This window comes from Robertmurraya massiliosenegalensis JC6, assembly GCF_000311725.1.
GTDB classification, from domain to species: domain Bacteria; phylum Bacillota; class Bacilli; order Bacillales; family Cytobacillaceae; genus Robertmurraya; species Robertmurraya massiliosenegalensis.
On sequence record NZ_HE978511.1, the window covers coordinates 927,868 to 952,916 of the forward strand.

Sequence of the window (25,049 nt, forward strand, 5' to 3'; positions counted from 1 at the left end):
TCATGAACTCCTTCATGAAACATACTTTCCCTACAAATCCGCTCTTCTCTTGTCTCATGAACCCTTCATGAAACATATTTTCCCTACAAATCCGCTCTTCTCTTGTTTCATGAACCCCTCATGAAACATACTTTCTCTACATAACCGCTCTTCTCTTGTCTCATGAACCCCTCATGAAACATACTTTTCCTACAAATCCACTCTTTTCTTGTCTCATGAACCCCTCATGAAACCTACTTTCTCTACAAATCCACTCTTCTCTTGTATCATGAACCCTTCATGAAACATATTTTCCCTACAAATCCGCTCTTCTCTTGTCTCATGAACCCTTCATGAAACATATTTTCCCTACAAATCCGCTCTTCTCTTGTCTCATGAACTCCTCATGAAACATACTTTCCTAGAAATCCGCTCTTCTCTTGTCTCATGAACCCTGCATGAAACATACTTTCCCTACAAATCCGCTCTTCTTTTGTCTCATGAACTCCTCATGAAACATACTTTCCCTACAAATCCGCTCTTCTCTTGTTTCATGAACCCTTCATCACCCCAAAAACTCAATCCACCAAAAAAAGAACACCCACATTCCCACTGTGAGTGTTCTGTCCTCAAACATTCAACTTACTATTCCACTATTTGAATATTGTACTCTTCAAACCAGAAGTGCAGCTGTACTAAATAAGCGAGTAGCTGCGGTCCTGTCATTAACTGGCCAAACCATGGCTCTTTGAAGGCTGCACCCTCAGATTCAATAATGGCCTTTAGTTTTTCCTCATTGAAGAATTCGTAGAGGACGGAGCTGCGATTTTGCATGATGTCTGCCAGCAGATTCTGAACCTCTTTCGTATATTTCGGATTGTGGGTTTTCGGATATGGGCTCTTTTTCCGGTAAAGAACATCATGAGGTAAGATTCCTTCCAGTGCTTTACGCAACAAGCCTTTTTCCCGGTTTCCGTACATTTTCATCTCCCACGGGATATTCCACACATATTCGACCAAACGGTGATCGGCGAATGGCACCCGCACCTCGAGGCTTGCTCCCATGCTCATGCGATCCTTACGATCTAGTAAAGTCGTCATGAACCAAAGCATATTTAAGTAAAAAAGTTCTCTGCGGCCCGCTTCAAGTGGACTTTCCCCATCAAGCTTCGGCGTCTCCGCCACAGTCGAATTGAACGCATCCATCATATACTCTTTTAAGCTTAATTTTTGTTGCCATTTATCCTGCAACAGACTTTGGCGCTCATGGATGGAACGCATCCACGGGAAGCCTTCTCTTTTCAGATCGTCTGGACGATGAAACCATGGGTAGCCACCAAAAATTTCGTCTGCACATTCACCAGAGAGACCTACGACAAACTCTTTTTTGATCTCACGACAAAACCATAATAGCGATGAATCAATGTCAGCCATCCCTGGTAAATCCCGAACCTGAACCGCTTCTTTTAAATGTTGTGCCAGTTCCTCTTGCGAAATGACAGAATCATGATGGATTGTTTTAAATTGCTCTGTCATCTGTTTAATATAGGCCGCATCTGAATTTGGTTGGAATTCATTTGCCTTGAAAAATTGGTCATTTCCCTCGTAGTCGATCGAATAAGTGTGAAGAGGCCCTTTACCTGTTTTTTCATATTCCATCGCGGCAATCGCCGTAATCGCACTTGAATCGACTCCCCCTGATAAAAACGTACAAAGGGGAACATCGGATACAAGTTGGCGCTCAACCGCATCTGTAAATAAAAAGCGGACTTTTTCAACCGTTTCGTCGATTGAATCTTCGTGCTTTTCACTTTTCACATTCCAGTAACGCCAAATTTTTAATCCGTTACTAGCTGAAAGCGTTAATGCATGGGCTGGTCGTAATTCACGAACACCTTTAAATACGCCGTTCCCAGGTGATCTTGAAGGTCCTAATGCAAAAATTTCAGATAAGCCCTCTCGATCAATTTCTGTCTTCATATCAGGATGTGCAAGCAATGCCTTTAGTTCCGATCCAAAGATTAAACCTTTGTTTAATTCTGCAAAAAATAAGGGCTTGACGCCTAAGCGATCTCTGCCAATGAAGAGTTTCTGTTTTCGCTCATCCCAAACAGCAAAGGCGAATATCCCATTAAAAAAATCAACGCATTTTTCTTCCCATTCTATATAGGCAGTTAACAGAACTTCTGTATCAGAATGACCTTGAAACGAATATCCTTTTATTAGGAGCTCTTTGCGAATATCCTCTGTATTATAGAGCTCACCATTGTAACAAAGAATGTAACGGTGACCATTTTTCGTACGTACCATCGGCTGTTTGCCGCCCTCTGCGTCGACAACGATTAGCCGCTTATGTCCGAAACCTACATGTGTGTCTGTCCATATATTTGTATCATCAGGACCGCGTTTTGCCAGAGTCTCCGTCATTTTTAGAACTGTTTCTTTTTCACTTGATATGTTTCGTTGAAAATCAACCCATCCGGTAATTCCACACATTGTCATCATCCTTTCTAAGCTGAACGTGTGTCTTTTGTTGATTCTTTAAGCAGCATTTCACCATGTACGTGTAAACATCATATGCTGGGCTCTTAAAATGGTTAATTGTCCTAATTAAGACAGTTTTGAAAAGAAGGGCCCTTTCAAGTTTAAAATAAATTGAAAATGTCTAGAAAGGATGTTGAGAAGATCCTTTTTGAACATATCAAAGGGCCTTACCTTATTACATCATATGAGCAGACTGCAGTTATTATCTTTGGAGGTTAACGATGAATAGACAGCAACGATCTAAACTAATTGAGTTCCAAATTCGTGCCTATATTGAGGGGACAATTGAGTTTATTAATGACCAGTGGGTCTTTTTTGAAAATGAATCTGAAGAAGCTTCCTTACTAGAAGAATATTTGCATCAGGAACTCGAAGTGTTACGTCATTCTCGCTGGAGAAAAGGAGTATTGATTGAAGACGGAAAAATGACCTTAGCTGATGAGACTCTTCTTCTAAAAAGCAATGACACACTTCGGATACGGAAAAACCTCATCTATTCATTAGAACGGTTATTAGAGGAGATCTCAGATGATGCCTTTTATCAATTCATCACCCATTTAAATTCTCTACACTTCTCAGTTTATGATTGTATTTACTGTTATAATCATCTTACTTTTCTCAAAGGAGAAGAACGTAAAGAGGGTGTCAATTTTATTATTTTCGACAATCAAGAAGACATTTGTAGCATCCAACACCACTTTTGCTATTATGAAAAGAAAAATGATCGCTTCGAATTTACTTTAAACAATGGCAAAAGAACGATTATCGAGAAATTATCTTCGTAAAAAAAAAAGCGTCCGAATGAAGACGCTTTTTTCTTATGACGTTACTAACGCTTTTTCAAAATCATCAGTTGTCAGTGGTCGATGAAGATAGAAACCTTGGGCGTAATGACATTTTAAATCTTTAAGAAGCTTAATTTGTTCCTCCGTTTCAACGCCCTCAGCGACGACCTTCACGGCTAGTCCATGCCCCATCGTAATAATGGCTTTGACAATGGCGATATCTGTTGTCTCAAGACTTAAGTTATTGATGAAGGAACGGTCAATTTTCAACGTGTTGATTGGAAGATCTTTTAAATAACTTAATGAGGAATAGCCCGTCCCAAAATCATCAACCGAGACACGAACACCTAGCTCCTGCAATGATTTCATCACTTCTATACTATGATCAATATTGCGGAGCATTGTACTTTCCGTTAATTCAAGCGTTAAATACTTCGGTTCTAGCCGAGCATCCGCTAACGCCCTTTTTACTTCTTTAACAAATTTTGTTTGCTGAAACTGATTCGCCGACACATTGACAGAAACGGTTAACTCTTTTAATCCTAATTCCTGCCATTTTTTATTCTGTTTACAAGCTGTTTTTAAAACCCAACTTCCGATTTCTTCAATTAAACCCGTTTCTTCTGCTAATGGGATAAAATCGCCTGGAGATACCAACCCAAGAACTGGATGGTTCCAACGAATAAGCGCCTCACTTCCAAATAACTTCCCTGTATTTAAATCGATTAATGGTTGATAACAAAGAAAAAATTCACCCTTTTGTAAGGCTTTTCGTAAATAGCTTTCTAATTCTAGGCGCTTAAAGGCTTCTTCATTCATTTTCTTAGAATAAAGGGTAATTCGGTTTCCACCTGGATATTTGCCACGATTCATTGCAATATCCGCATTTTTCAATAATGTAATTTCGTCTTTCCCGTCACTCGGATAAAGACTAATTCCGATGCTTGCCGTAATATAGAATTCCTTTTCAGAAAAATGAATAGGCTCTGTCACCTTGCGAAGAATCGACTTAGCCACTTTAATAATTTGTTCCATGTCGACATTTTTGGAAAGTAGTAAATTAAATTTATCGCCGCTAAATCGACCTAAATAGGCACCACTTGGGATCGCTTCTTGAATTCTATCACTAATTTCTTTTAAAATTTCATCGCCCGCATCATGTCCTAAACTATCATTGATCATTTTGAAGCGGTCGAGATCAATTGCTAGCACTGCGATTTGACGTCTTTTCTTTTTTGCTCTTTGCAATGTTTCACCGAGCTTTTCCGTAAATTTTATTCGATTCGGAAGTCCGGTATCTTGATCATAATACGCAAGCTGAACAATTTTATCCTCAATTTTCTTTTGCTCTGTAATATTACGTCCAATCCCATATATTCCAACACATTCGCCATTAATCGTGATCGGAATATTTTTTAAATGAAAAAGATTCTTGTCTCCATCTTTCGAGTTAATTTCAATATTGTAATATTGCTCTTTCCCTTTTATTGCTCGGAAAAAATGCATGCGAACGCGCGGAATATCTTCCCTATTAATATATTTTAGTGCTGGTTTTCCGAGAAGTTCTTCCTCCTTATAACCAAACATCATCTCAAAAGCTGGGTTCACACTGGTGAAATTCCCTGATAAATCGGTAGAATAAACAATATCTGCATTGTTATTAAACAGAGAACGATGGTATTGCTCAGAGACCCGGAGTTCGCCATTTAATTGTTCGATATCCGCTTGTGAAGCTCTCATTAAATGCGTTAAAGTAGCCACCGTTTTTAATGGCTCAGAAATTCTGTACTGGATGGGCCGAGTCTTTTTCTTTTTTTGAACCTTGTTTTCAGTTAGAGTCAAAAAAGTAAAGGATTGATGTGCTAATTTTGCTTTTCCATTTTCATAGGCAATTTCTCCGTTTGCATAAAATCCACTTGTTGGTGCGAGTGAATGAAGAATTCGTAACTCTTCATCTGCAAATCCGTGTAAAACCCTTCTCCTCGAAAAACAATTATATGTAAAAATCGCTTCTACATTTCGTCTCCCTAATTCGTTCATTTCTCGAACTGACTCTTCCACGCTTGCCCGTAAATCAGGATAGGCAAAAACAATCGTGTCTCCTTGTGAAAGCGGATGATTCATTTCAATTGCACCATTATCAAGGATTTGCGAAATCCGAATCGGCTTTGTATCCCCTTTAGTATTTAACATAAAGATAAATTCTTCTTTTAATCTATCAAAATCATTTATAAAGTCATGGCCTAAGTAATGTTTTAAAATTTGAAGTGGTTTTTTCTTATCAATAGCATAGATCGTATTTTTGCTTGCCTTTGTAATCGTAAAAGATTTGCCGATTTTTTGAAGCTTATCATTCACAAAAGTATCAATATGTAAATCTTCGTTGTTTAGTGAAATCGCCACAATCCCATCATCGCTTTGGTTTTCTCCATAAAAAACAAAGCCTTCACGACAAGTCGAATCCCCTTCTGCAACACCACCAGCAATTGCTATGTCAGGGCTGCTATCATGAAGGCCATTTAAGAGGTCTGGTAAATAACCAGCATGATTAGTCGAGAACAAAATGACTGCTCTCGTATCAAAGCTGACGATCTTATTGGAAATCATTCTTCCCAACTCTTCAATGTTGGAATAATCATCAAATCGAAATATTGAGGAATGAAGTTCAGTCTTCTCGAAAACAGTAAAACTGATACTAATGTTTTCTTGAAGCGTTTCACCATGTACGATGGAAGCTGATGCCGAACATCCTAAAATATGGGCCAATGGAAGTTCCTCATGCAAGTATCTTTGAATAAATCCAACTTCTTCTCTGTCCTTTAAATTTGCAAAGACCTGTATAAAAATGTTGGGATATTCGTATAATCCGTTATATTCTATAAATCTTGTTAATTCAGTTGCATTTTTATACACATACGAAAAAGTTTTTATCATAGAAACCACCTGGGACGTTTTCTATACTACCTATAAATAAATAGTCCCTTTTAAAATAACATATTTAAGAGGAAGGATAAATTAAAAATAAAGAAAAAGCTACCATTTTGGCAGCTTTTTTCAGAATTTGTCGATAATTTGCTGTTTTTTCATTAAATTACATTGGTAAGCTGTAGCCTAAATAAAGGACAGCCGCCACAGAGACGATTAATAATAGCCAGAAAATAGATGTTTTCTTGCCTTTTTTTGTTCGTACTAGAACCATTTCCATAAAACCAAGAACGAGAATTCCAAATACAATTTTCAAAATCGTCTCGACTAAATAGGATGAAATTAAATAATGAACGAACATTCCACCAGTCGCAAAGGTAATTAAATAAAACAGACGTAAAATCATATGGACAATTTTTTGTCCCTTTTCTTTCCCCGCTTTTTGAAGCCCAAACGCTACTAAAAATAGGACTAATGTCAAAGCCCAAGCCGTAATATGCATATGTATGGACATGTACTTGCCTCCTAAAGGATAACTTCCAGAATATCTTAACATATTTATACTGGAAATTGTAAACGAGAAGGGTCCAAGTCATCAATCTTCCTGTATTTGATTCACCAGTGTCCCAATTTTCTCGACAGTCACTTCCATTTTGTCTCCAGCTTTTAGAAAACGAGGTGGTTTAAAGCCCTTTCCAACACCAGAAGGCGTTCCGGTCGCAATAATATCCCCTGGTTCCAACGTTAATCCTTGCGAAAGAACAGAGATGATTTCTTCAATTGGGAAAATAAAATTCTCTGTATTGGACTTCTGTCTCACTTCATCATTAATACGTGTTTCGATACTTAGTTGATTTGGATTATCAATTGCGGATGAATGAACAATCCATGGGCCCATCGGACAAGAAGTATCCAAGCTTTTACCGATAAAAAATTGCTTATGTTTCGCTTGTAGATCTCGAGCTGTTACATCATTAACAATCGTATAACCAAATACATAGTTTAACGCATCTTCTTTCTTAATCTTTCTACCTTTTTTGCCGATTACAACCGCTAATTCACCCTCATAATCAAGTTGAGAAGTAATATCTTCATGAGGTAACACGGACTCATTTGGTCCAATCACTGTTGTAGGGGCTTTTGTAAAAACCATGATATGTTCGGGAATATCGTCCTTACTCCCCATTTCAATTGCATGTTCCTCATAGTTTTTCCCAACACAAAAAATATTTTTCTTCGGTCTCGGAATTGGAGCTAAAAGAGAGACCTCTTCTATATTGATAAACTGTTCATCTGTAGATTCCTGAAATCTAACCATTGCCTGCTCAAAAAAGCCCTCTGTTGCAATGCATTCTTCAAGTGTTTCTTCACGATTTAATGGAAGAACACGACTCTCTCCTTCATCCATAACCCCTACGAAAATCCCTTGTGAATCTTGTGCTGTAACAAATTTCATACCATCATCTCCTCTTATTATGGTTTCTTCCATCTCTGTATTTTCTGATATGTGATGCTTCTCCATAACCATTCCACTGGACCAAACTGATGCGTTTTCAGCCAATACGAACTAACAATAACTTGCAAGGCAAAAATGAAAAAGACGAGAACTGTCCCTGTAAAAGCGGATATTTGATTGTAAAATCCTAGTCCGTAAGAATAGAATAATAGCGTCGAGACGATAGATTGTAATAAGTAATTGCTCATTGACATTTTTCCGACAGGTGCTAAAAAGCCTAATAATTTTCTTCCTTTTATCGTATCTGCTAGTAACGCAATCCCTACTGCATAAGCAACCGCAAGCATTGGCCCACCAAAAGAATCCTGGATGTATTCAAAGGTGAGTCCACCATGAAACAAATATGGACTAACTTTAAAAAACAGTCCGATTATGATAAAGAGGAAAAGGCTCTGCATGAATGGAGTCCGTAATTCTTTAGCCCGTTCTATCCATTTTAACTTGGCCGCACCTCCTCCGATTAAAAAGAAGGCAAAAATCGAAAACAGCATAAATATTCCATTATCCACGTTATTGACCAAATACCAATCGTTCCATCTTTGTGTAAAAATATCTACAAAACTGCCAGTTTGATACACTGCGATAGATTGCTCAGCCATTGCTGTGTCATATATCGAAGAGCCATCTATTTCTGGAACAAGCAAGGTGGAAATGATAAACAGAATTGATATAAGGAAATTGGGGATAACCCACAATAATCCCCCTATCATAAGCATCCATTTTCCTGATACTTTTAAGAAAAGAAGCAAGAAAAACCCAAAGATCGCATAATTGATCAAAATATCCCCATGCCAGATGAGAAAAGCATGGATCATTCCGATTAGAAGGAGCATCATTAACCGCCTTGTTACAAGTGGGTAAAATGCCACTCCTTTTTTCAGCGTTCTCTCATATAATAAAACTAAACCATATCCAAATAGTAAGGAAAATAAAGGATAAAAACTTCCTTGTACAAAAATATCAATCAAGACATATGTCCCTTTATCTAGCGGAGAATCCCACCAAGTTGCGGGGTCTAAATAAAGCATCGGGGAATGAAAGGATAGCATGTTAACAAGAAATATCCCTAATATAGAAAATCCCCTCATCATATCTAAAGATATAATTCTATCTTTTTCTAAAGTATACATAATGGCTCCCTTTTATCTTCGTCATGTACTTCAAATTATAAATGGAAAGATATGGACATGCAATTATTCACGCGCTTTACTAGCTTAAAGGAGCCCATTAAATGATCATTCTACTAGTTTACAAATTTCCCACCTTTTCCTGTTGATTCCCAAAAATTATTTCGTAAAACGACTTTCTGGATTTTCCCTGATGCCGTCTTAGGCAATTCTGAAACAAAACTTACGCCTGTAATCGCTTTAAAATGGGCTAATTTCCCCCTTGAAAAAGCAATTAAATCTTCTTCAGATACACTTTTCCCATCTCTAAGAACGACAAAAGCATGTGGAGTCTCACCCCATTTTTCATGAGGAACGGCAATGACAGCTGCTTCTAACACATCTGGATGATCGTACAGGACTCCTTCTACCTCAATCGAGGATATATTTTCACCACCGCTAATAATGACATCTTTTTTCCGATCGACGATATCAATATGACCATATTCATCAACGGTCGCCATATCGCCTGTATGAAGCCACCCATTTTTAATCGTTTCCATTGTCGCCTCTTCATTCTTCCAATATCCTAGCATGACTCCATTGCTTCTAACGATTACTTCACCAATTTCTTTGCTATTATGGGCGACTGCTTTTCCTTGCTCAGAGATGACTTTCACTTCATTGCCAATCATCGATATTCCCGCTTTCGATTTGAATCGGTATTGTTCTTGAAGTGGCTGCTCCTTTAAATGGGAACGGATCATCGATATTAAGCTGAGTGGAGACGATTCTGTCATTCCGTATACTTGAATAAATCCCCAGCCGAGTTCTTTTTCTACTCTTGTAACAAAGGCCGGCGGTGGAGCTGATCCAGCAATGACAACTCTAATCGACTGTTCCAATTTAGGTGAATGTTTTTCATAGTATTGAAGCAGTGAGTTTAACACTGTAGGAGCCATATGCATAACCGTTACCTTATGCTTTTCTAATGCGGCAAAAATCGTTTCTGGTGTCGTTTTTCGAGAGCAAACTTGGGTCGCCCCATTTGCCGTGTAGTAAAAAGGAGATCCCCATCCATTTACATGGAACATGGGCAAGACATGTAAGAGAACGTCCTCATCTGTCACCTTCAGATGATGCATTGAGCTAAGAGCATGTAAATAATTATTACGATGGGTGAGCATAACCCCTTTTGGATTTCCAGTTGTGCCACTTGTATAGAGAAGGCTGCACACATCATTCTCATCAATTTCAACGCGGGAAAAACGAGCTGAATTTTGTTCAGAAAGCCAATCGTCATAGCCTAACTCTTCCGTTGTATCATCCTTATAATGAACAATAATTTTCTCAACAGTTTGCAATTTGTCCTTAATTGGCACAATAAGGTCATATAAATTTTGATCAACAAACAACACTTTAGACTCACTGTGATTTAATATAAATAAGTAATCATCTGGTTTTAAACGTATATTTAACGGGACCATAATTCCACCAAGCTGAAATACACCGTAAAACCCTTCGAGCATTTCAACAGAATTGGGAGCTAAATAAGCAACCCGGTCCCCTTTTTGAATTCCCAACTTCTGAAGACCATGTGATAATCTTTGGACCCTTTCATTTAGCTGTCGATATGTAAAAACTCTTTCATCACAAATGATCGCCTGTTTATCTCCATACAACTGAACGGCACGATCTAAAAATTGAGGCAACACTAATGGCACATACATCATTGAATCCCCTTTCCTTTTTCTAAATATTCTTAATTGATTTTATTTTAGCATGTTCTGTTGGATGAGACGACGTCTATTTTTATATTGGGCTTTTTTCTCACATTTGCCCATAAAGTACATAGGATAAGGAAGGAAACTTAATTACAAAGGATGTTGCATATGCCAGCTATTGTTGGGATTGCCCAAGTCAATGCTATCGGAACAAGCTCTGTCTTTAATATTGGGGATGTCTACAAAATCATGCCCATTGCCTCTGTAAAAACCTTTGCAGGTGCAGGCTCATTTAATACGGGAGATGTTTTAGAGGTTCATAATAACTATAGCTCAACCAATACGTTCGATCAGGATGTTGCTGATCAAAGTATTCTTTTCAATAATTAGGAGAACTCTATTAAGGTGTGATTCTATGAATTTTTACATTCAACAATCGATTGTCATAAATAATTTTAGAGTAGGGAGTCTTGCTAATTCCTGTGTACTTCAAATTGGAAGTGCTGGGATTATTAAACCATCCAGTCATTTGTATAATACTGGTGGCTTTACAGAACCTGCTCCAGAACCGCTTAAGCCAGAGGAAATTGAATCAGACTATCTACATGTTCCTTCCGTACCCTTAGCACCTCCAGCAGGAGGCGGTGGGACGATATGAACAGCGAATTTTATTCGTATTTGGAGAAACTCCATCACTTTGTAGAGGCACAGGAAAAAAGAATTGTTGCGTTAGAAAAAAAGGTCAAGAATTTAACAGATGAATTAAAGGACGTTCGCTCGAAACCCCCTATACATGTAGGAACAATCGAATATAAATTTGATCAATTGAAGGTTGAAACATTAGAAGGCACTTTAAATATTGGCTTAAATCCATCTGACTTAGAAGGAATAGAGGATTTCGAAGTTCAGAACAAACAGCTTGCGACCAATCCTTCTATGAAAAAAAAGTGGAAGCCACTAAGAGATCTAGAACAACGAGTTGAAGAGTACTTGGATAAAGATTTACCTTCTCTAATTAAAGAATATGAAGAACAATTGCAAATAAAAGTAGATGATTCTTATCATGATTTTATTAAAAATGACCTAAAAAAACAGCTACCTGCTCGCATTGATCACTATCTTGCACAAATTCCTGAGAAAGAACGTAGCGACGAAGCTTCACAAAAAATGACTGATGGTATTTTTGAACAAATGAAAAAAGATATAGGGAACGCCGTTTTTGCCTTTTTAAGCAATCTCCCTAACGCTTCTACTCGAAAGGATGAATAATCACATGAATTTACAAGTTCATAATGGAGAATTTAAGATAGGTACTATGCAAGTGGAGGCCGTTTCAAGCTCCTCTCTTGTTTTAATTGGAGATGCCGAAACCATTCAACTTTCTTCTATTTTTGATACACCTGCAGAATCTCTCATTATCGGTCCCTATGTACCATTGAATCCTCAGGGGTAATGACGACATGTTGAACAAAAGGACCTCTTCTGTTGAGCGAATTACCATTAACTCCTTATCAATCGTTTCCACCCTTGAAATCGGAGACTCTTCTCAAATTCAGGCATTTTCTCGTGCCATTGCTGTTCAACGTGAACATGAAATTTTCTTTGGCAACGAAATGAAATTTACCAATTTTGATATTTTTACAGAAACGATCCCAATGGAACCTATATTCGAAGAGGTTTCCTTTGAAACTTTTACAATAAATCCAATCATCAAGGTGGGCTTTATTGATATAACCGGGGTTTCGACTTCTTCAATTGTTCATATTGGAAATACGAAAAATGTCTATATGGAATCAAGAATTAAGCATATTCGCCATCTTCATGATCGTGGCCAGTAACATTATTGTTTAAAAAACATACTATTTTAATAGGCATTTAAATCGATTTCATAATATACGACGATCCATTAAAAAACGAAAAAAATAACTTAAATGTGCTTGTTACTATATCGTGGGTGAATCAGCTCATTTATCTTGACTATGTTCGTTTTTCACCTTAACGTGCACCATTAAATTTGCAAATGAAATGTTTATTCCATAAAGAAAAGGGTGTTTGGTATGCCTGCAATTGTAGGACCTGTTCAAGTAATCAATTTAGGTGGGGGAGTCCTTCAATTTGGAGATTCCCTCTTTATTTCTCCAAAAAGTGCCTCAAAATCAATGTCAGGCTCTGGAGCTGGGAACACGGGTGGTTTTATCATTACAAATAATCTGATTAGCGCTAGCAACACATTAGATACGAATCTTGTCGATCAGCCATTAGCCGGCAATAATTAAAGTTCTTTTCTCAAACATTGATTTGTACACCTCCAAATCGAAAAGTCCTCATGCTTGCTAATTGTGCATGAGGACTTTTCATTCAAATCATATCTTCAAAACATGCCCGCCATCAAAGAAAAATAAATAGCGCTCCACTACTTGCTTCTTCATAATTTGTTCTAATGCTTGTGTATAAAGATTGAGTTGGACGCGGTACCGTTCTTCAAGGATTGGCTTCGCTTGTTCAAAGCCGCCTTTGTAGCGATCATGAATTCTATCTGTTTTGTAATCGACTAGCACTAAACCTGCTTCATCCTCAAATACACAGTCGATAATCCCTTGAACAAGAATCGGTTCATTTCCACTCTTCCAGTCGGAATAAACTGTGGAAGCTAAAAAAGCAGCACTGAACGGAACTTCTCGTTGCAGAGAATGTGCCTCTAGCATTCGCATCCCTAGCTCTGAATCAAAAAATTTCACAATTTGTTCTACATCGACTACTTGTTTCTGTTCTTCAGTGAGTAGCTCTTTTACCACCATCTCATCAAGTTGAGCAGAAACTGAATCTACTGTAATCGCTCTTTCCAGATTCACATGCTGCATGACCATATGCATTGCAGTTCCTCTTTCAGCTGGTGTAATCGTTTTTTCTTGCATAAAACGAGGTCGATTGAAAACAGGCTTTGAAAATGTGAGCAAATCTTTCCCACTTTCTTCGTCAATCATTTCCCATTGACGTTTCATCTCAGAAACCGATTGTTTGGAACGATGATCTGAGGCACTTTTAAATTCATATTGCCAACGTAACTGGTCTTCAATTCGCTCTTTCCAGTCGGACTGGACATCAACTGGCAGTCCTTTTTCAACACGCTCCATTAGATCGTCTTTTGCACCCGTTTGCTCTTCTTCATTTCCTATTAAGTCATTCGCCTTCCATACTTCTATTTTCCAAGAAGAAGGATGGCTACTAATTTCTGTGGGAACAAGGGAGTCAAGACTTACATCATCACGAAGCACTGCCCCATCTTGATGTCTAATTAAAGCAGGTCCGATCCAATCTAAATAGCTTTTGGCTGAAGCTCGATCGTATTCCTTTAACAACCATTCTCGATTTGCTAACTCCTTAGACCACTCAACTAGCTTTTTATCTAATTCTTTCACAGACGATAGTAAAAATAATTTTTCCTTAGCCCGGGTGAGTGCAACGTAGAGCACCCTCATTTCCTCGGCCAGCATTTCTAGTTTCTTTTTTCGCTTAAAAGCAAGCTGTGGAAGGGATGGATAGGAAATTCTCTTCTTTGCATTAATATACTTAGTCGCAAAACCGAGGTCCTTATCAAGCATCTGTGCCTTGCGCAAATCCATCATATTAAATTGGCGTGCTGTTCCTGCAATAAATACAACGGGAAACTCCAAGCCTTTACTGCTATGAATCGTCATCATTCGAACAACATCTTCCTGTTCACCTAAAGCACGAGCGGCCCCGAGGTCATCTCCACGATCAGTCATTCTCTCAATAAAGCGTAGAAAACGGAACAACCCTCGAAACGAAGTACTTTCATACTGTTTTGCTCGATCATACAAAGCACGCAAATTGGCTTGACGTTGCTTTCCACCTGGAAGTCCACCGACAAAATCGTAAAATTTCGTATCTCTGTACAATTGCCAAATTAACTCAGCTAAGGCTCCTTGTCTCGCTTTCTTTCTCCAACTTAGAAGACCTTCCATAAAAGGCATTAGCTTACTTTGGATCGCTTCTGTTGCCTCTGCTGCTCGTTGCTGGCAAAAGAACTCCAACGCTTCATAGAAGGAACCATGTTTCTTTTGAATCCTTACTTGAGCAAGCTCTTCCTCATCCAAGCCTACGATAGGAGAGCGGAGGACAGCTGCCAATGGAATGTCTTGATACGGATTATCAATTATTTTCAAAAGAGACATCATAATGGAGACTTCTGTCGCCTCAAAGTATCCAGTTGAAAGATTCGCATAGATAGGAATCCCTGCTTCTTTAAACTCCTCCATAATTTGTGGTGCCCACGTCATTGAGCGAAGAAGAATTACGACATCTCGATACATCATTGGTCGAGTCGATTTTGTTTTTCCGTTGTAAATTTCTTTTCTCTCGGCAATCATTTCTTTAATTTTTCTGGCCATCACTCGAGCTTCTAATTGCGATTTCTCAAGTTCAGCTGCATCAAATTGGAGCTCGCTCGACCCATCATCATCCGCATCGGAATCATCTTTACCCTCTTGCTCGATCAAGATCCATTCGATCGGATGCTCCGTTTCTGGATAGCTGGCACCTTGTACGAGTTCTGCCGCTTCATCATAGTCAATTTCACCAACCGTTTTTCCCATCAGCTGTTTAAAAAGAAAGTTCGTCCCGTCTAATACTTCCTTGCGACTACGGAAATTCCGCGCCAGATCAATTTTCAATCCCGTACCTTCACCATCTGAAGTAAAGCGTAAGTATTTTCCTAAAAATAAATTCGGTTCAGCAAGACGAAAGCGGTAGATGGACTGCTTCACATCCCCTACCATGAACATATTTCCATGCTCTTCCCCTTCTTTCGTAACGAGCTGGAGAATGGCTTCCTGCACCATATTCGTATCCTGATATTCATCAACAAACACTTCTTTAAACTGATTGCGATACGAAAGCGCAGCATCGGAAGGAGTAAGTTTCCCCTCTTTATCTGACAAAATTTGCAAGCACAAATGCTCTAAATCGGCAAAATCGACTAATCCTTTTTCCTTTTTCACTTCCGCAAAGCGGCCAGCAAAGCTTTCCACTAGCTGAACGAGGGTGTGAATATGGGGAGCCATTTCTTTTATATCACGGATAAAGCTTGCTGGCTTTCTAGAAAACAGCTCATCTTTAACGGTTTGAACGATTTTTTTCGCCTTATCACGTAGCTTTTGCCCTTTATCAAGAAGTTCTTTATCATACTCATCACCACGGCACGTTTTTGCTCTTGAAAAGGATTCTGCCTGCATTCGTAAATAGAGCTCGTCCCACGATATTTGTTTTGCTTCAAGAAGGCTGTCAACGATTCGAATATCGTCAATGAAGTTCTCTGCTCTCGGGGCAGGTCCCCCTGGTAGCTTCGTTAATTGTAAGCCGCTTTCTAGTAAGTCCTTCGCCCCCTTTAATTGAAGCTCGATATCAAACAGGAGCACATCGACAAACGGCAGTTCTTCAATCGTCATTTCTTCATTTACAGCGTACATTTCCTTCATCGATTGCAAATAGGCACTTGGAGCTGGATTCGATTGGGCAAAATCATAGATTTCACGAATGATGTCTTGAAGAGCGACATCACTCCGATCATTTGAAAACGTATCAACTAACTCGAAAAATGGCTCATTTCCCTTTTTGCCATACTCTTCTTCAAAAAGCTCCTCCATTACTTCATCCCTTAATAACTGCGCTTCCGTTTCATCAGCAATACGAAAGCCTGGATCAACATCAATCTGATAATAATATTTACGAATCACCTCTAAGCAAAAAGAATGGAGTGTCGAAATCGATGCTCGATTCAACAGACTTAGCTGTTTGCGAAGATGCTTGGAGGAAGGATTGGCATTAATCGCTTTTTCTAATGCTTCTCCAATTCGATGTCTCATTTCTGCGGCAGAGGCGTTTGTAAAAGTGACGACTAATAGTTGGTCCACATCTATCGGATCTTCCGTTGAAATAATCTTATTAATCATTCGTTCAACTAGAACGGCCGTCTTTCCTGAACCAGCAGCCGCTGCAACGAGGATATCCTGACCACTTGCCCATATCGCCTTCCACTGATCATCAGTCCAGGTTGCATCAAGCGGTTTAGTTGGTATCTTCATCGTTTCCCTCCTCCTTTCTCATCATCTGTAAAATGTCTTCTTTCGAATGGGCTGGAAGATTACGATAATCATTCGCTTCTAACGATTCATCAAATTGACAAACCGATTTAAAGGAGCAAAATGTACATGGCTTGCGATCTTTTAGCTTATATGGGGAAATTTGCACATCCCCACCTGCAATCGCATTTCCTGTTTTCACATAGAAATGACGAACATAACGCCTTAACTGATCAAATTCATCAATACTTGCCACCTTTGAACGCTTCGTCAGTGTCCCATCCTTCTTAATTCCTGCTGCAATAATGGAAGAATCACCTGTTTCAATCGTTCTATCCATCATGCGGATTATCTTCTCTTCTCCTAACACTAAGCCGTTCATTTTAAATTTCTTAAACAACTGATCATCTAGCTCATCTAGAGTTAGCATCTTACTCGTATTGACAAGGGGATTGTGAACATGGAAGTAAAGTACTCCAGCGGGGTCTGCTTCTTTCCCAATCAACACTTTTGAGTTCGTTATCACAATATCGAGATAGGTTAGCATTTGCAAGGCTAATCCGTAATACACTTCATTTAAGTTCACATCTTTTGCACTCGACTTGTAATCCATAATTCTAAGGAATACACCTTTCTCATCCTCAGCCTTATCCACTCGGTCAATTCGACCGATGAGCTCCATCTTTGTTCCGTTTCGCAAGGAGAATTTTAAAGGTGGCAGCTTCTGCTTTGGTCCAAAACCAAGTTCAAGACCAACAGGGGCAAAGCCACTCGCCTTTGCATGCTCTTGCAAGACGAGCGATGCTCTTTTAATAATCTCTTCTAATTTTCTTTTTATATAATGATGACGATTCGAGCTTAACAAAATTTCATGCTGCAGTTTAGGTGCTAAAAGTTCAACCGCTTCCTTTGCTAGCTTTTCAATCTCCTTCTGTGTCATACTATCCCATGACTTTTCCCCAACCATCACCGTTTCCACGATGTATTTGAGGGCACCATGGAATAATTCCCCAATATCTGGTGCTTCTAAACGAAAAACTTGTCGTTCCCTCAGCTTCAAACCGTGTTGTGCAAAATGGGAAAATGGACAAGAGGAAAATAACTCCATTCGCGAAACACTGCCTTGAATGACGTCAGAATACAATTCTTTACTCGTATCCTCTGAAAGCTGGGTGGACTCATTTTTAAAATTCAAGCTTTGAAGAACTTTTTTTGCCCGCGCGCTCCAATTTGGATTGGTCACATAAAAATTGTACAGATCCCACCACATTTCATATATCGGGTAGTTTCTCTTTTTCAGCTGTAGTTGTGTGGTTAAAAGAGATAAGCCTGTTTCTTCATGGGAAATATATTCTAGTTGTTCCAGTTCAGAAAGCTCTGAGATTTCTTGAATATATTGCTGAGACTGAATTTGTGGGAACATTTCTATGAGCCTATGAATATACAATGAAGGCATTAATGCTTTCCCATCATCATTCGCCAAAGGATAGCTCACATATATACGATCCGATGCGGTCGTAAAGGCATTATAAGCGAGAAATTCCTCATCTAATAATTTCTTTCGACTGCTAGGAGCAATCTCGATTCCTCGAGTCACTAATCTCTCCCGCTCCTCATCCGCAAAAAGGCCATCCTCAGAAAACTTCGCAGGAAGCACTCCTTCATTTAATCCAATCACAAACGCAATCTTAATATCTGTCAATCTTGATTTCTCTAAATCTGCTACTAGTACTTGATCGATAGCAGGTGGCACAAGCGAAAAACGGAGTGATTCCATCCCTGCATCAAGAATAGCAGCAAACTTTTTCAAGGGAATCTCCTCTTCTCCTAGCATTTCCACAAATTGATCAAGCAGATCAATGATTCCGTTCCAAGCTTGGTCATGCTCCCGTGCTTGAATTAAATTCCCTGCTTCTTCCTCTTTTAATTTCCAGTTTTCTAATTTTGCTGGAATATCAAGTTCTTCTAAAAATTGATATAAAGCTCCACAAAGCTCTCTTCCAGTCACTGCTTTTTTCAATCGCCTAGTTAGGCGCAGAATGGGATCAGAGATCATCGTCCTCAATTGATGCAACTCATCTTCTCTTTCCTTTTCCACATCCGTCTGCGCAACGTTTTCTAACTCTAATCCTTTAAAGCGACGATACTTCCAACGTTCCTTTTTCGTCCACTTACCCCCTTGAATTCCATGTTCAAGCACATAATTTTCAAGCTGATCCATTTTCGCTCGAAGCCTGTGGGGGTTTGCTTTTTCTGGAAAAAGAAGTTCGGTTTTGACAGCACGAAAAACAGGTTCATATCTCCAAAAGCCATTAATCACTTCTAGACTTGAGCGAATCAATTCCACTAAAGGATGGTTCAGCATCGTTCTTTTTTGGTCGATGAACACGGGAATCTCATAATCAGTGAATATATTTTCGATGAGATCGTGATACTCCTGACCATTCCTTAATAAAATGGCGATGTCACGATAGCGATAATCCTCTTCTCTCGCTAGCTTGCGGATTGTTCGAGCAATTCCTTCCACTTCCGCTCTTCGATTGACCGCTTGTGCTAAGTGCACCAGTGGTGTCCCTTCATAAGAAACTGAAGGACGATGGTCAAAAAAGGTTTCTACATGCTGCAGCGAATCGTGAGCTAATCTAAATTGTTCCTGAAATAAGATTTCTTCTACCTGTAGTCCTTCTACCTTAGCCATTTCGTATAAGGTCTGGCACGTTTCTCCCGACATACGAAAAAGATGAAGCTCATCTGGAGCTTCATGATGAAATGGCCTGTCTAAAGTTAAGGATACCGTAATCTCCTTGCAGTGCTTCATTAACTGTTCGATAATCATGTACTCCTGTGGGGTAAAGCTATAGAATCCATCGATATATATACTAGCGTTTTGCAAATAAGTCGATGACGCTATTTGCTCCCCTAACAATTTCAAATAATCCTCTGAATCTATATATTTATCAAACATGGCATCTTCAAATGCTTGGTATATGATTTCTAAATCATGCAGCTTGTCCTGCAATACTTTTTCATTTGAGTCATTTGCGACTGCGTTTGTCGCTAATTCTTCCGGTTTAACAAGATATCGTTTAAACTCGGTTAACAACATCTCCATTTGCACAATAAAACCGTTTTTATCTGCTGCTTTTTCGAATAGCTTTAATTCTTCCTTTTTATCTTCAATAATTTTTCGAATCAGCATGCTAACACCGACGCTATTGATATGATAACGGCTTATTCCACCAGTTTCCTGAAGGATTCTCCAGGCTAAGCGAGAAAAGCTATAAACTTGAGTTCGAATCATCCCACCTAAATCAGGGGTTGAAATTAATTTATATTCTGATAGAAATGTCATTTGCTCAGGGACTAAGTAAATGATCGGATCCCCATTTGGATCATGTTTCATTTTTTCCTGCATCTCATTTATGCAAAAGGTTGTTTTCCCTGTACCTGATCTACCGATTAAAAGTCTTATAGACATTTCTTACCCTCCCAAAAACCCCACTCTGCTATTTCACTTATGAAGTCTACTCACATCTTACCATAAATTTAAGGGGTTTTTCGTCTTTCAAAGACTGACACTTTTTACATATTTTTGGCTTGTCCTTTTAATACACTTTATTCATCCAGCACGGGGGTTATGAACAAAGCTCCTACAAAATGTAGGAAGCTTCCGGTTTGTCAGTCGATCCAACCATCTCTCACCCTTAAGCGGAATTTTTCCTGTTATCTCCTCGATGGACTCCCTTTTAGGAGAAATAACGGAAGATTTTCCGCTTATGAAGGGCAAAAGCGTTGATTTTGGCATTTTTCGAGGGAATAGCAGGAATTTTTCCTGTTATTTTGGCTCTTTTTCATGATGGTTGCTCATTAAGCGGAATTTTTCCTGTTATTTTTTCATGCCGATATTCCTACCGTTTATTCGAACATGAAATCGAGGGAATTTATAAATTCCTAAAAAACACAATAGAAGCTGAAACATTTAGTTCAGCTTCTGCACTCTTCCCACTTGTCCATCCATCAATCGCACCTTAATTCCATGGGGATGATAGGTGGAATTGGTCAATATGTCTTTCACAATTCCTTTTGTTAATTTTCCCGTTCGTTGGTCCTTTTTTAGGACAATTTCAACTTCTAGTCCTGTATGAATATTCTTACGATAACTGCCTTCCGTCATGTTTTGCACCTCGTATTTCCACTGTCTTTGTTAACCATACTACTAATGGTATAATGAATCGAATTCAAAATCCAATTTTAGTGGAGGCACCATGTTATCATTTGAAGAAAAACTGCAGATTTGTGAATCCTTCCCTCAATTAACACGTCACAATGTATCGCTTGGACGCGTTAATTTCCATTATGAAGAAAGTCTATTTGAGAAAAAGAGTGTGGTCTATCATTTACATCCTAACGGGAACGGTTTTGTTTATGCACAATTCCTTGAAGATTACAACCCAGACCATAAAGGAATGGTCAATATTCGTGATTTTTCAGCACAAGAGCTACGAAAGATTATCGAACAAGCGATTCAATCACTAGCTCCGAGATCAACGGTCGAATCAGCTATCGTTGGTGAATCGGAAGAAGAAGAGTATTGGATTAATGACGAGCATTTCACGCTCATTCTCGTATATGAAGATGAGATGTGGAACGTCTATGCTGGATTAAATCTTGATGGAACCTTCCCTTCCTATAATGAAGCTGCACAATATTTAAAAGAAGAAGGATTTACATTAAAATAGCATCCCTCTCTTTGAAACAACCTACCTAATCCTTCAACATAGCATATTGTAGGGTAGGTGGTGATTGTAGTGGAAATTCGATTAAAATTAACGGCTGTCTTACTGACCATCACCGGAATCTTTGTGGCCAGTAATATTTATACACTGATACCTATCTATGAAAACGTTTCTAAAAGTTTACACATTCATGAAAGTCATGTCGTCCTTGCAGGAAGTTTATTTTCCCTCTTTTATGCAATCGGTCTCCTTTATTTCGGACCGGCTTCCGATCGATTCGGGCGAAGAAACGTTATCATTGTCGGAATGATTGCAGCGACTTGTTCAACCCTAATGGTCGGATTGGTAGATGGGACGTTCAGCCTTTACTTTGCCCGTTGTCTTCAGGGCTTAACACTTGGCAGCTTTGCCCCAGCTGCCTTTGCTTTAGCGTTTGATCTTTATTCAGAAAGAAAAAGGACACTGCTTCTTGTCTTTATTAATACCGGTTTTCTGGTGGCCGGAATCCTTGGTCAATTGCTTAGCTCGACAATTACAACTCTGTTCACATGGAATATGGTCTACTATTTTTTTGCAAGTTGTTATTTTGTCCTTTCTGTTCTTAGTGTACTTATTTTACCAACGTCAAAATTGCCATTACGGGAAAATCGGTCTGTTGTTTCCATTATGACTTCCTTACTTATGAATAAGTCCATCATCAAATGCTACGGGATCACCTTCACTCTACTATTTTCCTTCGTTTCCCTATATGATGCTATTGGGCGTTTTTTGAATGGCGCATCTGAGCAACTTTTTAGTTTACGTGCAGTGGGGCTGACAGGAGCGATTCTTTCCTTGTTTACCGGAAAAATGATTGAGAAATTCGGCGTAGAACGCACGATGTTTACTGGGTTTATCATTGGCATCAGCAGCTTGATTTCGATGAGTATATTTCATAGCCTATTTGCGTTAATGCTTTTGTCAATTTTATTTGTCGCATCGATCTCCCTGCTCATTCCCACGATCATTACATTGATCGGTACTTTAGGAGGCGTTCATCGAGCAAAAGCACTCACACTGTATTCCTTTGTTCTTTTAGCAGGCGCAAGCATTGCTTCACCTGTTGTATTGCTCTTAAATTTCCAACTCGTGCTCCTACTACTTGTGGGACTATTTGTCATTAACTTTATTCTAGGAACGTTTCTAACGCAAGATTTAATACAAGAGAAAAAACAGGTTAAAATGAATGCATAAAAAAATCGAGCTGAAATGAAAGCTCGATTTTTTATGTAAGATTATGTTTAAAAAGAAACGTCCATATGATCAAGCGGCCAATAACGTAAATTCACCTTGCCTACTACTTGCTCGACTGAAATAAAGCCGAATTGGCGACTATCCCAACTTCCTAAACGATTATCCCCTAACACAAATAGCTTTCCTTCTGGGACAACTTCTTCACCAGTTTTTTCAAGTAACGTAAAATCTTCTGTAAGCCTTCTCGCTAGCCCTTGATAGCGATATTTATCTAAATACGGTTCATCTACCTTTTTCCCATTCACATAAAGCTGGTCATCCTTATACTCTAACGTGTCTCCAGGTAAACCAATGATCCGCTTTACAAAGTCTTCTTCCTCGTTAGCATGAAAAACAATGACATCAAACCGGTCTAAATCTTCCATTTGAAAACCGATTTTGTTCACAATCAACTTATTTCCATCCTGGAGAGTTGGCATCATGGATTCCCCTTCCACGACATAATTCGAAAAGAAAAAAGCACGTATGAAAACAAAAATAATTAAGCCGATCCCGATTGCTTTCATCCATTCTAACCCTTCTTTTTTCACATCTTCTAACAAAGCGATCTCCCCCATCCCATTGTTTGTCATACACATTCTTATGTGCGTTGTCTTTCCTTTTTAACGCCATTGTTTAAGCGAATCTCTATTTGTTTTCCAACTAGCCAAAGGATAAAAATAACAACTCCTACTATCGCAGTTCTTGTAGGCTGTGTAATAAGGGAGCGGATATCATGACCGACAAAGCTGATCATAAAAACCATCACCATTTTCCCCGTAAATACTGCAAGCATGTATTGATAAATGCTTATTTTCGATAAACCAGCGACGATATTGACAACAGCTGATGGGGTAAAAGGAAAGCATAATAACAAAAATAGTGGGCCAAACCCATGCCTTTCCACCCATGCTGTTAGCTTTTGCACCTTGGGGTTTCTCTTTAAAAAGGCAAAGAATCGTTTCTGTCCAAAACGCCTTATTAATAGAAATACAAGATATGCCCCCACTGATGCTCCTATCCATGAGAATAGGAATCCAAACCACAATCCAAAAGCATTTGCATTTGCCATCACAAACAGAACTAATGGTAAGAAAGGAATAAATGCTTCGACCATTGGTAATAAAATTCCTGGTATTGGCCCGAAGGATCGGTACTTTTCTATGATTTCCATAATATTTTCTAAGGTTATCCATTCTTTTAATACTTCGACGTCCATTAAGTATCTCCCTTTTTATTCTGCAAGGAATTCGTGAATTGCTTCTTTATTTTTTTCTGTATCAATAGACAATACTTCCGCCCCGTTGACATTCGCATTTTCCCATGATTGATCAACTGGGATGGTGAGCGTATCAATGTTACGATTCTCTTTGGAGAGGAAGTCCTTTCCAATATACAACATATCTCCTGTATCCATGTTCGTATTGATAAACGGTGTGACGACCCCAATTAGTTTTGGCAGCTTGGAGATCGTTTGAATGTTTGTAAGCTGTGAACCAATTTCCTTGACCACTTTTTGCTGACGCTCTACTCTCCCAAAATCTCCTATAGCATCATGACGAAAACGAACATAGCCAAGTAAATGCTCTCCATCTAAGTGTTGAAGGCCTGGCTGTAGCGTCACGCCAATATTTTGTGACATTTTCTTTTCAACATCGACTTCGACACCGTTTGGAAAAGCTTCATCTATTAGTTGAACAAATCCTTCAAAATCTACAATCGCATAGTATTGAATATCTATGTCGAAGTTTTCTTTGAGCGTTTCCCTGAGGAGTTCTGGACCCCCAAGGGCAAAGGCTGCATTTATTCTGTTTTTGCGATACCCAGGTATGTCAACAAAAGAATCTCTCATAACGGAGATTAGCTTATATGTACCTTTATCTGGATGGTATCTAGCAATCATAATCGTGTCGGTCCGCGCTTGTTCTTCTCCACGAGAATCACTCCCTAGTAAAAGGACATTCGTTCCACCATATTCGTCCTGTTTCCCATTAAACTCGTATTCCTCTTGTAAAATCGGATTCCCCTCGGCCTTTTCAGAAGACTGGGACACTCCTTGCTGATATTGAAAATAAGTGTATCCAAGTGGTACTGCAATTAATAATAAAAGGAGTAGCAGGATAACCCGCCATTTTCTTTTTTTCTTTTGCTTTTGTTTTTCATATCTCATCTAATAAACCAGTCCCATCAATCAACAAATTTCTACTATATTAGACACTCTTTTCTTCTAAGAAGTTTCATAATTAAAATATGTTCTTTTCAGATTGCTGTTTTCGTATAGATTGTGGTGATTTGTAAAAACCCAGACAACAAGTTTTTTTCGAAAGAAAATAAACAATGTATGCGAAAGGAGCCTTTCAG

At 38.8% G+C, this 25,049-nt stretch carries 21 protein-coding genes; 9 read left to right on the plus strand and 12 right to left on the minus strand.

Annotated features, from left to right (window positions below; genetic code table 11):
- Positions 1-624: 624 nt before the first annotated feature.
- Positions 625-2,475 carry an asparagine synthase (glutamine-hydrolyzing) gene (gene asnB / locus BMSHG_RS04725; protein WP_019153292.1) on the minus strand — a complete coding sequence of 617 codons (1,851 nt, stop codon included), beginning with the start codon at positions 2,473-2,475 and terminating at the stop codon, positions 625-627.
- 269 nt (positions 2,476-2,744) lie between these two features.
- Here asnB and BMSHG_RS04730 point away from each other — a divergent pair, with 269 nt between their 5' ends.
- The gene (locus BMSHG_RS04730; protein WP_019153293.1) at positions 2,745-3,308 is read left to right on the plus strand and encodes a DUF2777 domain-containing protein; all 564 of its coding nucleotides are present in this window, start codon (positions 2,745-2,747) and stop codon (positions 3,306-3,308) included.
- A gap of 33 nt (positions 3,309-3,341) precedes the next feature.
- Here the strand turns inward: BMSHG_RS04730 and BMSHG_RS04735 are convergent, their stop codons facing one another.
- The 5 genes from BMSHG_RS04735 to BMSHG_RS04755 all read right to left on the minus strand — a co-directional run bounded on the left by BMSHG_RS04735 (position 3,342) and on the right by BMSHG_RS04755 (position 10,585).
- Positions 3,342-6,242, minus strand: coding sequence for a bifunctional diguanylate cyclase/phosphodiesterase (locus BMSHG_RS04735; RefSeq protein ID WP_019153294.1), 2,901 nt, complete (start codon positions 6,240-6,242; stop codon positions 3,342-3,344).
- 157 nt (positions 6,243-6,399) lie between these two features.
- Positions 6,400-6,747 (minus strand): YisL family protein, encoded by a 348-nt coding sequence (locus BMSHG_RS04740; protein WP_019153295.1) that lies wholly within the window; start codon positions 6,745-6,747, stop codon positions 6,400-6,402.
- Positions 6,748-6,828: 81 nt separating this feature from the next.
- Complete coding sequence (locus BMSHG_RS04745) at positions 6,829-7,689, minus strand: fumarylacetoacetate hydrolase family protein (RefSeq protein ID WP_019153296.1); 861 nt, start codon at positions 7,687-7,689, stop codon at positions 6,829-6,831.
- A gap of 17 nt (positions 7,690-7,706) precedes the next feature.
- On the minus strand, positions 7,707-8,879 hold the full coding sequence (locus tag BMSHG_RS04750; RefSeq protein WP_019153297.1) for a DUF418 domain-containing protein: 1,173 nt from the start codon (positions 8,877-8,879) through the stop codon (positions 7,707-7,709).
- A gap of 113 nt (positions 8,880-8,992) precedes the next feature.
- Positions 8,993-10,585, minus strand: a complete 1,593-nt coding sequence (locus BMSHG_RS04755) for a long-chain-fatty-acid--CoA ligase (RefSeq protein WP_019153298.1) — start codon at positions 10,583-10,585, stop codon at positions 8,993-8,995.
- A 162-nt stretch (positions 10,586-10,747) separates the two neighbouring features.
- Here BMSHG_RS04755 and BMSHG_RS04760 point away from each other — a divergent pair, with 162 nt between their 5' ends.
- From BMSHG_RS04760 to BMSHG_RS04785, 6 genes are all read left to right on the plus strand, one after another.
- Complete coding sequence (locus tag BMSHG_RS04760) at positions 10,748-10,969, plus strand: spore germination protein (protein ID WP_019153299.1); 222 nt, start codon at positions 10,748-10,750, stop codon at positions 10,967-10,969.
- A 25-nt stretch (positions 10,970-10,994) separates the two neighbouring features.
- Positions 10,995-11,237 carry a spore germination protein GerPB gene (locus BMSHG_RS04765; protein ID WP_019153300.1) on the plus strand — a complete coding sequence of 81 codons (243 nt, stop codon included), beginning with the start codon at positions 10,995-10,997 and terminating at the stop codon, positions 11,235-11,237.
- Positions 11,234-11,848: a spore germination protein GerPC gene (gene gerPC / locus BMSHG_RS04770; protein WP_019153301.1), complete on the plus strand. Its 615-nt coding sequence runs from the start codon at positions 11,234-11,236 to the stop codon at positions 11,846-11,848. The genes BMSHG_RS04765 and gerPC overlap by 4 nt, the downstream gene beginning before the upstream one ends.
- Positions 11,849-11,852: 4 nt before the next feature.
- Positions 11,853-12,032 (plus strand): hypothetical protein, encoded by a 180-nt coding sequence (locus BMSHG_RS04775; RefSeq protein WP_019153302.1) that lies wholly within the window; start codon positions 11,853-11,855, stop codon positions 12,030-12,032.
- 7 nt (positions 12,033-12,039) lie between these two features.
- Positions 12,040-12,417 carry a spore germination protein GerPE gene (locus tag BMSHG_RS04780; protein ID WP_019153303.1) on the plus strand — a complete coding sequence of 126 codons (378 nt, stop codon included), beginning with the start codon at positions 12,040-12,042 and terminating at the stop codon, positions 12,415-12,417.
- A 219-nt stretch (positions 12,418-12,636) separates the two neighbouring features.
- Positions 12,637-12,855 carry a spore germination protein gene (locus BMSHG_RS04785; protein WP_019153304.1) on the plus strand — a complete coding sequence of 73 codons (219 nt, stop codon included), beginning with the start codon at positions 12,637-12,639 and terminating at the stop codon, positions 12,853-12,855.
- Positions 12,856-12,942: 87 nt separating this feature from the next.
- Here the strand turns inward: BMSHG_RS04785 and addA are convergent, their stop codons facing one another.
- From addA to BMSHG_RS04800, 3 genes are all read right to left on the minus strand, one after another.
- Positions 12,943-16,683 carry a helicase-exonuclease AddAB subunit AddA gene (gene addA / locus BMSHG_RS04790; RefSeq protein ID WP_019153305.1) on the minus strand — a complete coding sequence of 1,247 codons (3,741 nt, stop codon included), beginning with the start codon at positions 16,681-16,683 and terminating at the stop codon, positions 12,943-12,945.
- Positions 16,667-20,158: a helicase-exonuclease AddAB subunit AddB gene (gene addB, locus BMSHG_RS04795; RefSeq protein ID WP_019153306.1), complete on the minus strand. Its 3,492-nt coding sequence runs from the start codon at positions 20,156-20,158 to the stop codon at positions 16,667-16,669. The genes addA and addB overlap by 17 nt, the downstream gene beginning before the upstream one ends.
- Before the next feature lie 501 nt (positions 20,159-20,659).
- A complete protein-coding gene (locus tag BMSHG_RS04800) occupies positions 20,660-20,854 on the minus strand; it encodes a YwbE family protein (RefSeq protein WP_019153307.1) in 195 nt (64 codons plus the stop codon).
- 91 nt (positions 20,855-20,945) lie between these two features.
- On the opposite strand from BMSHG_RS04800, the gene BMSHG_RS04805 reads away from it, so the two are divergent.
- Positions 20,946-21,419, plus strand: coding sequence for a hypothetical protein (locus tag BMSHG_RS04805; RefSeq protein WP_019153308.1), 474 nt, complete (start codon positions 20,946-20,948; stop codon positions 21,417-21,419).
- Between the two features lie 69 nt (positions 21,420-21,488).
- Entirely contained in the window at positions 21,489-22,649 is a 1,161-nt protein-coding gene (locus BMSHG_RS25715; protein ID WP_019153309.1) for an MFS transporter, read from the plus strand.
- 47 nt (positions 22,650-22,696) lie between these two features.
- Here the strand turns inward: BMSHG_RS25715 and lepB are convergent, their stop codons facing one another.
- From lepB to BMSHG_RS04825, 3 genes are read right to left on the minus strand one after another with little or no spacing between them, the layout of a single operon-like run.
- Positions 22,697-23,251 (minus strand): signal peptidase I, encoded by a 555-nt coding sequence (gene lepB / locus BMSHG_RS04815; protein WP_019153310.1) that lies wholly within the window; start codon positions 23,249-23,251, stop codon positions 22,697-22,699.
- Between the two features lie 38 nt (positions 23,252-23,289).
- Positions 23,290-23,907, minus strand: a complete 618-nt coding sequence (locus BMSHG_RS04820) for a TVP38/TMEM64 family protein (protein ID WP_019153311.1) — start codon at positions 23,905-23,907, stop codon at positions 23,290-23,292.
- A gap of 15 nt (positions 23,908-23,922) precedes the next feature.
- Complete coding sequence (locus tag BMSHG_RS04825) at positions 23,923-24,858, minus strand: LCP family protein (protein ID WP_019153312.1); 936 nt, start codon at positions 24,856-24,858, stop codon at positions 23,923-23,925.
- Positions 24,859-25,049 lie beyond the last annotated feature (191 nt).

What these genes read in the sequence shown, in the direction of transcription:
- BMSHG_RS04800 (WP_019153307.1), bottom strand. Translation starts at nt 20,854, where the DNA reads ATGACGGAAGGCAGTTATCGTAAGAATATTCATACAGGACTAGAAGTT.
- BMSHG_RS04775 (WP_019153302.1), top strand. Translation starts at nt 11,853, where the DNA reads ATGAATTTACAAGTTCATAATGGAGAATTTAAGATAGGTACTATGCAA.
- BMSHG_RS04765 (WP_019153300.1), top strand. Translation starts at nt 10,995, where the DNA reads ATGAATTTTTACATTCAACAATCGATTGTCATAAATAATTTTAGAGTA.
- BMSHG_RS04785 (WP_019153304.1), top strand. Translation starts at nt 12,637, where the DNA reads ATGCCTGCAATTGTAGGACCTGTTCAAGTAATCAATTTAGGTGGGGGA.
- BMSHG_RS04740 (WP_019153295.1), bottom strand. Translation starts at nt 6,747, where the DNA reads ATGTCCATACATATGCATATTACGGCTTGGGCTTTGACATTAGTCCTA.
- BMSHG_RS04750 (WP_019153297.1), bottom strand. Translation starts at nt 8,879, where the DNA reads ATGTATACTTTAGAAAAAGATAGAATTATATCTTTAGATATGATGAGG.
- BMSHG_RS04825 (WP_019153312.1), bottom strand. Translation starts at nt 24,858, where the DNA reads ATGAGATATGAAAAACAAAAGCAAAAGAAAAAAAGAAAATGGCGGGTT.
- addA (WP_019153305.1), bottom strand. Translation starts at nt 16,683, where the DNA reads ATGAAGATACCAACTAAACCGCTTGATGCAACCTGGACTGATGATCAG.
- BMSHG_RS04745 (WP_019153296.1), bottom strand. Translation starts at nt 7,689, where the DNA reads ATGAAATTTGTTACAGCACAAGATTCACAAGGGATTTTCGTAGGGGTT.
- BMSHG_RS04760 (WP_019153299.1), top strand. Translation starts at nt 10,748, where the DNA reads ATGCCAGCTATTGTTGGGATTGCCCAAGTCAATGCTATCGGAACAAGC.
- asnB (WP_019153292.1), bottom strand. Translation starts at nt 2,475, where the DNA reads ATGTGTGGAATTACCGGATGGGTTGATTTTCAACGAAACATATCAAGT.
- BMSHG_RS04820 (WP_019153311.1), bottom strand. Translation starts at nt 23,907, where the DNA reads ATGGACGTCGAAGTATTAAAAGAATGGATAACCTTAGAAAATATTATG.
- addB (WP_019153306.1), bottom strand. Translation starts at nt 20,158, where the DNA reads ATGTCTATAAGACTTTTAATCGGTAGATCAGGTACAGGGAAAACAACC.
- BMSHG_RS04755 (WP_019153298.1), bottom strand. Translation starts at nt 10,585, where the DNA reads ATGTATGTGCCATTAGTGTTGCCTCAATTTTTAGATCGTGCCGTTCAG.
- BMSHG_RS04730 (WP_019153293.1), top strand. Translation starts at nt 2,745, where the DNA reads ATGAATAGACAGCAACGATCTAAACTAATTGAGTTCCAAATTCGTGCC.
- BMSHG_RS04735 (WP_019153294.1), bottom strand. Translation starts at nt 6,242, where the DNA reads ATGATAAAAACTTTTTCGTATGTGTATAAAAATGCAACTGAATTAACA.
- gerPC (WP_019153301.1), top strand. Translation starts at nt 11,234, where the DNA reads ATGAACAGCGAATTTTATTCGTATTTGGAGAAACTCCATCACTTTGTA.
- BMSHG_RS04780 (WP_019153303.1), top strand. Translation starts at nt 12,040, where the DNA reads ATGTTGAACAAAAGGACCTCTTCTGTTGAGCGAATTACCATTAACTCC.
- BMSHG_RS04805 (WP_019153308.1), top strand. Translation starts at nt 20,946, where the DNA reads ATGTTATCATTTGAAGAAAAACTGCAGATTTGTGAATCCTTCCCTCAA.